Origin of the sequence: Bradyrhizobium erythrophlei (assembly GCF_042430365.1) — a bacterium.
In the GTDB taxonomy this organism is placed as follows: Bacteria; Pseudomonadota; Alphaproteobacteria; order Rhizobiales; family Xanthobacteraceae; genus Bradyrhizobium; species Bradyrhizobium erythrophlei.
On the sequence record NZ_JBHMET010000115.1, the window covers coordinates 1 to 6892 of the forward strand.

Consider the following 6892-nt stretch of genomic DNA (forward strand, 5'->3'; position numbering starts at 1 on the left):
CCACCTGCCCAAACACACAGCAATGCTTCAATTTCTGGGTTTTTCAGCAGACTGCTAGACGCTGAGAGGCTCGACAGCACGAAAATCTGAGGCCCCTTTCGGGGCCTCTTTCTATTTGGCTCGGGTGTATTTTCTAATCTCAGGGTCTTCTGATCCATATTGCTTTTTCGTTCCGACTGTTGCCAAAGGGCTACATACAATTTCTGATCGTTTCGCAATAAGTAAGTGGTTCGAATTATTCATTTTGACTTTGGTGCTGGGGAGCCCTTTCCATGAGGAAGTTTTTGGCAGTTGGAGCTGTTGTTGTTTTCGGTGCAGCCAGCGCCGAGGCAGCCGACATGGCAGTGAAGGCTCCGCCGGTCGTCGTGGCACCTGCTTACAGCTGGACCGGCTTCTATGCAGGCTTGAACGGCGGTTACGGCTGGGGTGATCCTTCTTTCAGTGTAGCTCCAGACAGTCAGGCCGCCGCACTGTTCATTCGATCTCATAACGTGCAAGGCGGCTCCGTGAATGTCTCCGGCGGAGTTGCCGGAGCTCAGCTCGGCTACAACTGGCAGATGGACCCCAAATGGGTGGCGGGTCTCGAAGCAGACATCGATTGGGCGAATCTGACGGGCACCTCCTCAATAACCACTACGGCTGCATTTGGAGACACGATCAATCATAGATTCGGAAACAGCCTCGATTGGTTCGGTACTGTTCGTGGTCGGCTAGGATTCCTTCCCACCGAGAACCTGCTGATATTTGCGACTGGCGGTCTCGCCTACGGCGGCACAAAAGTCAGTGAGACGACGACGAATTTGACGAACCCTGGGGTGTATTTCCAAGGTCGTCAGCCGGATGGCTCGACCTTGTTCTGCGTGGGCGGCACTTGCACCGCCGGCTCCGGTTCGCAAACGTCAGTTGGCTGGACGGTCGGCGGCGGACTGGAATACGCCATCTGGAAAAACGTCACTCTGAAGGCCGAATATCTCTATATCGACCTGGGAGACCAGACGGTTCATCCGCAATCGCAATCGTTTGCGGGCTCGACCCCGACTTCGATCGCTGTCACTTCCCATAACGTCTACAATGTCGTCAGAGGCGGCATCAATTTCAAATTCTGAAGCAGAGAGCGCGACCCGCACTTTGCATCGCGCCGCTTCTGCTGTGGGTCAAAAGCGCCGTTTCGACCCTCTGCCAGCCACTTCCGGTCTACCCCCAATCAACGGACGTCATGAGACCGGCCCGGTTGGTCCGGTTGGGGCCAGGAACGGACTCATGCGCTGCAACAAATTCGGGGCATCAAAACTCGTTGTCAGTCATGCAGCTCGGCGAGCAGCGCCTTGGCCTCCCTCAGATCGAGCGTGTCAAAGCCCTCGGTGAACCAGTCGTAGATCGGCGCGAGCAGTTCGCGAGCTTGCTGTCGCTTCCCCTGGTCACGCAAGAGGCGCGCCAGGCTCGTCGCCGCGCGAAGCTCCCAGGACTTAGCCTGCTGCGCAAGTGCAACCGCGAGCGCTCGCTCGAAACAGGCTTGCGCTTTCGCCACATCCGGCTCCGGGGACTTCAATGCAATTTCGCCGGCCACGCGATGAACTTCGGCCTCCCACCATTTTTCCTTGGTTGTTTCCACTGCTGTTATCGCATCGCCAATGCAGCGCCAAGCGTCGTCGAAATGGCCGAGGTCCGCATGGGCGCGTGCCAAATGGGTCAAATAGACTGGCAACAACCAAGTTGTTCCCGTTGTCCGAAGGGCAGCAATCCCGGAGATCAACATTTCGATTGCGTCCGAAGCCCTGCCAGTCAAGGCCAGTACGCTACCCTCGTTCATCATTCCCCAGGCCTTCCAGAACGGGGAACCCCTTTCTTCGGCCAGAGCGAAAACCTCTCGGGCCTGTGCGGTTGCCGCGACGCAATTGCGAAAGATGATGTTTGATACCGCGATACGGTTTAAAGCCGTCATCAGCTCGGCGGCTTGACCCATCTCTCGCGCCTCCTTAAGCGCGTTATCAGTGTCTCTAAGCGCGGCGTCAGGATAGCCAAGCAACCACAGAGCCCACGACCGATAGGATAAGGCTGCCACCCCCGCATCTTGGGCTAGTCGCGTCGCCAGCGAACGATGCTCGGCCGGATTGTAAAGCGCGATTGCCCGGTCCAAGTGCCCCCGGCCGGCCGCGATTTCTCCAGTATATAGCAAGGAAGTTCCCATGACGCGATGTCCTACGATAAGTGGAACGGTCCCTCCGTGCTTCTCTGCAAGCGCCAGGAACTGCGCCGCGAACTCGCGCATCACGTCGCCATTGAATGCCACAACGTTCGCTACCCAGAAGGCGAATAGGACCGAGAACAACAGCAGCGGATCTTCGAGGGTCTCGCCCAGAGCTTCAGCGTGCTCGATCAGCAAGCGGGCCTGCTCCGCAGCCGCCTTGGTTTCAGCGGCGGCGTGGCCCTTGAGATGGATGAGCGGGGTGATGAGCGCAACCTGAAGCTTGATCTGCTGGTGACGCAGCGCCGGCGTGCCGGGCAAGGTCGCGATCTGCTCCAGCGCCCGCGTGAATTGGGCCGCGGCTTCGGCGAGCGCCGAGCGATCGAGCGACCGCTGTCCCGCCTTGCCCCACAGACCCGCGGCCTTCTCGATCAGGCCGGCCTCGGTGCAGTGATGCGCCAGGATCTCCGGCCGGCTCTCGGCAGTCTCGGCGAACTGGCTTTCGATGGCTTCGGCGATCCGTGCGTGAAGCGCGCGTCTCGGCGCGCGCAGCAAAGTGCCATAGGCTGCATCCTGTACCAGCGCATGCTTGAACAGGTAGCTCGCCTGCGGCGGCATGCGCTGGCGGGACAGCAAGCCTGTCTGAATGAGACGGTCGAGCGCCGAGCCCAGCTCCGCCTCGGATTTCCGCGCCACCGACGCCAGCACGGCATGCGAGAACTCCCGCCCGATCGCCGCCCCGATCTGCGCCACCTCCTTGGCCGAGCCGAGCCGGTCGAGCCGCGCCATCAGCGAGGCGTGCAAGCTTGCCGGCACCCCAAAGGCCGAGGATGGAACTACCGCAACCGTGTGCCGGGCCGCTTCCTCGCTCTCCGCCTCCAGCACCGCCTTCGTCATCTCCTCCACGAACAGGGGAATGCCGTCGGTGCGCTCGATGATCTCCGCCAGCACATCCGCCGGCAGCGCCTTGTTCCCAATCAGGTGTGCGATAATGGCGGCCGCTTCACGCTCCCCAAGCCGGTTGAGCGTCAGGCTCGTCACATGCGACTGTCCCACCCACGGCGCGTCGAACTCGGGCCGGAACGTGACGATCAGCAGTACCGGAAGGATTTTGATCCGGTCCACGATCCGACCAAACACTTCAAGGCTCGTGGGGTCGGTCCAATGCGCATCCTCGAAAATCATCAGCACCGGTTGCCGGCGGGCCAACCCCGCGAGTTGCGAGGTCAGTGCTTCCAGCGTGCTTTGCCTGCGTTGCTCCGGGGTCAGCTCAAGCGCGCGATAGCGCCCGTCACTCGGCAGTGACAGCATCTCGGCGAAGAGTGCGGCATCCTCCGTCGAGGTCGAGGTCTGTGCGAGAACCGCATCGAGTTTGTCGAGCTTTGCTTGCGGAGTGTCGTCGTGAGCAAATCCTGCGGCACGATCCATCTGGCCAATGATCGGATAGAGCGCACTGTCGGTGTGCTGCGGCGAACAGAAATAGCGCAAGCGCGTGTGCGGTTCGCCGGAGAGGCGTTCCAGAAGCGCGGCCGTGAGCCGCGACTTCCCGATACCTGCCTCGCCGGAGAGCAGCACCACCTGGCCTTCACCACTCTTTGCCTTCGACCAACGCCGCAGCAGCAATTCGAGTTCTTCTTCGCGCCCGACCAGCGCGGTCAGACCGGTCGTGTGCAGCGCCTCGAAGCGGCCTTCCACCGAACTCGCCCGGAGCGCCGCCCAGGTCCGCACCGGCTCGGCGATGCCCTTGAGGTCCTTGGCGCCGAGATCCTCAAGCTCGAACAGATTGCCGAGAAGTTTTCGCGTTCCCTCGGCGATGACCACCATGTTTGGCTCGGCGATCCCTTGCAGGCGCGCCGCCAGGTTTGGCGTTTCGCCAACGATTGCCTGCTCCTGAGAAGCACCCGATCCGACCAGGTCGCCGACCACTACCAATCCGGTTGCAATGCCGACACGGGTTTGCAGGGGAGCGTTCGGCCTGAGCGCACTGACGACACCGATCAGCTCCAGCCCAGCGCGCACGGCTCGCTCGGCATCGTCCTCGTGAGCCTGAGGGTAGCCGAAATACACCAGCACGCCGTCGCCCATGTATTTCGCCACGAACGCGCCAAAACGGCGCACGGTCTCTGCGACGGACTTCTGATAGGCGGAGATAACTTCTCGCAAATCTTCAGGGTCCATACGCGCCGATAGCGCCGTCGAGCCGACAAGGTCCGAGAACATCACTGTAACTTGACGGCGCTCGGCGGTGTCCTGGGCGGCTTTGTCGGTTGCCAGAGGCGCGTCGGATAGCGGCGTTGGTGCGCTCGCTTCGGCGCGCAAGGCGGCGATGGCGTCGAGCAGCTTGCGGCGATCCCCGACAAATCCGACACCAAGATCCTTCAAGTCCTCTGCCGTCAACCTCGGCAGGACCGTGTCGTCGATCTTATTCTCGCGGAATGAGGCCTCATACTGTTCGAGGCCAAGCCTCCGCAGCCAACCTCCGACGTCCATGGCGACGCCCCTGGCTCGCCTACCGACGCATGATCCACCAGGGGAGACAGCATGTCTAGGGCCGCGGTTTGAATGACCGGTTCGGGTCATTCGCGACCGGGTCGCGCCAGCAACAAGCCCGACCATGTCCGCCATGCCCCGATAGCGACCAAATTCTGCAACGCAGGGAAATGTCGCGATGGGCCACAAGCTGGCGTTCGCGCCGACGATGTTCTCGCGTTAAGCGGTGCCCGCATCAGCAGACCTCACTTCATACCAGACTGGGCATTGCTACGCCGGCAGTCCGGCCGACCGAAGCTCCGACGCGTACTGAGTTACAGCGCCGGCATCCCGATAAGGCTGGCCTCCCATAAAGCGGGTCACGGAAAATGAAGGTTCGATACGTTGGATATCGGCGGCCGCTTCACGAGCCATATCCGGCATTCCAAGCCCCACGTATGCGCTTGCAAGAATGACCTGGCTCGCAACATCTCCCGAGCTCAGCTCCAGCGCTTGCTTGGAGGCAAGTAGCGCAGCTTTGAAGTCCCGCCCCGCCCTGTACGCGCCTGCGAGCATATGAAGGTAGAATGGTGGATGAAGCGGCTGGGTGCGGATCGCGAGCTTAATGTGGTGGATGGCGCGCTCGTACTCGCCGCAATAGTGCAAGACATTGCCATAGAAACAGTTGGCATAGGCGCAAGTCGGCCTGTTGGCGACGGCACAACGGCCGGCAGCCAGCGCTTCGTCGAACCGCCGCTCCAGAAGGTAGAGGTAGCTGAGGGCAGAGTGAGCCTGTCCGTCGGCGTCTGGCATTGACGCAGCGATTTCGGCCCAGTGCCGCGCAAGCCCCTTGGATTTCTCCGGCAGATCGCTCCAGCCCCGCTGCAGGTCAAACCAGTGTGTCATCGCGACCCATGTTGCACCAACAGCTACGTTCGGACGGATCTCCGCCACCCTCTCGAAGTACTGGCGGGCGCGCTGCATGTCCTCGCGGTTCATCTGATAGAAGGCGTGCACGCCTTTGTAGAATGCTTCCAGGGCCCTCAGGTCCTTGAGCGTCTTGTGCCAGACCCTCGCCTGTTCACCTTGAATGAGTTTGACCTCCATCGCCTCAAGAATACGCTGGGTAACTTCATCCTGCAGGTCGAACGAATCGTCGAGCGTGCGGTCGAATTGGTCACTCCAAACAATGCGCCCAGACGCCGCTTCGGTTAGTTCAGCCGACACACGAATCCGCTTCCCAGCTGCCCTGATGCTCCCTTGCAGCGCATATCCAACGTTGAGCGTGGAACCCGTCTCCTCAGCGCTAACGCCCCGGAACGCATATGCGCTGCCTGACGCAATGATGAACAGGCCCGAAACCTTTACTAAAGCGTTCTGAATATCCATGCGAAAACCGTCGGCGAGGTAGTCGTTGGCCGGATCGCCCGTAAGATTCCGAAACGGTAGAATTACGATTGAGGGAACTTCGACCGGCGGCAAGCTGACATTCCGCAGTCGGCTTGGCACAGGCATCACGCCGCGCCACTCCCAGACTCGCAGAGCGCGCGGAATGTTCTTTACCTTGTGCTCACCCAAGTCATGGAACTGCGCCGCTACTCGGTCGCGCACCTGTCGGTAAGCATCTTCGGAGAGCACGACGCAGCCAGGTTCGGCCAATGCCTCCAGCCGGGCGGAAATGTTGACGCCATCGCCATAAATATCTGCTCCAACGACGATGATGTCGCCGACATGCACGCCAATGCGAAAGGTCAACCGCTGTTCACCTTCGGCCACCTGGTGCCGCTGCCACTCGATTGCGCATTCCACTGCGTCAACCACGCTGGCGAACTCGGCTAGATAGCCATCGCCCATGCGCTTTACGATACGGCCCTTGTTCCGCGTGATCGTCGGATCGATTACGCGCGCCTCATAGCTTTTCAGCGTCTGAAGCGTTCCCGCCTCGTCCGTGCTCATCAGACGGGAGTAGCCGACTACATCGGCGCTCAAGAGTGCGGCGAGGCGGCGTTCCGTGGGCAACCCTAACCTCCGAGGCGGCGCTCTGTGGGCAACCGTGCGCCCCGAGGCGACAAGTACCGTGGCTCAGAGCATCGGAAACCATATTACTATGGCCTCCCACAGATAGGTATTGTGATTGTCGCACAGGTGCCCCAGCCAGGACAGAGGAAGCGACGCTATGTCCGCTAGACTGTATGTCCCCTCCACAAAATGAGGCGACTCACCCTCGATGTTGCAACG

General features: G+C 60.8%; 3 protein-coding genes. 1 reads left to right on the top strand and 2 read right to left on the bottom strand.

Annotated features, from left to right (window positions below):
• The first annotated feature begins 272 nt into the window (after window positions 1-272).
• Entirely contained in the window at window positions 273-1106 is an 834-nt protein-coding gene (locus ACFFWD_RS18110) for an outer membrane protein (RefSeq protein WP_376967488.1), read from the top strand.
• A 191-nt stretch (window positions 1107-1297) separates the two neighbouring features.
• On the opposite strand, the gene ACFFWD_RS18115 is transcribed toward ACFFWD_RS18110, so the two are convergent.
• Both ACFFWD_RS18115 and ACFFWD_RS18120 read right to left on the bottom strand, forming a co-directional pair.
• Window positions 1298-4675, bottom strand: a complete 3378-nt coding sequence (locus ACFFWD_RS18115) for an ATP-binding protein (protein WP_376967490.1) — start codon at window positions 4673-4675, stop codon at window positions 1298-1300.
• A 270-nt stretch (window positions 4676-4945) separates the two neighbouring features.
• On the bottom strand, window positions 4946-6673 hold the full coding sequence (locus ACFFWD_RS18120) for an adenylate/guanylate cyclase domain-containing protein (RefSeq protein ID WP_376967492.1): 1728 nt from the start codon (window positions 6671-6673) through the stop codon (window positions 4946-4948).
• Window positions 6674-6892 lie beyond the last annotated feature (219 nt).

What these genes read in the sequence shown, in the direction of transcription:
- ACFFWD_RS18110 (WP_376967488.1), top strand. Translation starts at nt 273, where the DNA reads ATGAGGAAGTTTTTGGCAGTTGGAGCTGTTGTTGTTTTCGGTGCAGCC.
- ACFFWD_RS18115 (WP_376967490.1), bottom strand. Translation starts at nt 4,675, where the DNA reads ATGGACGTCGGAGGTTGGCTGCGGAGGCTTGGCCTCGAACAGTATGAG.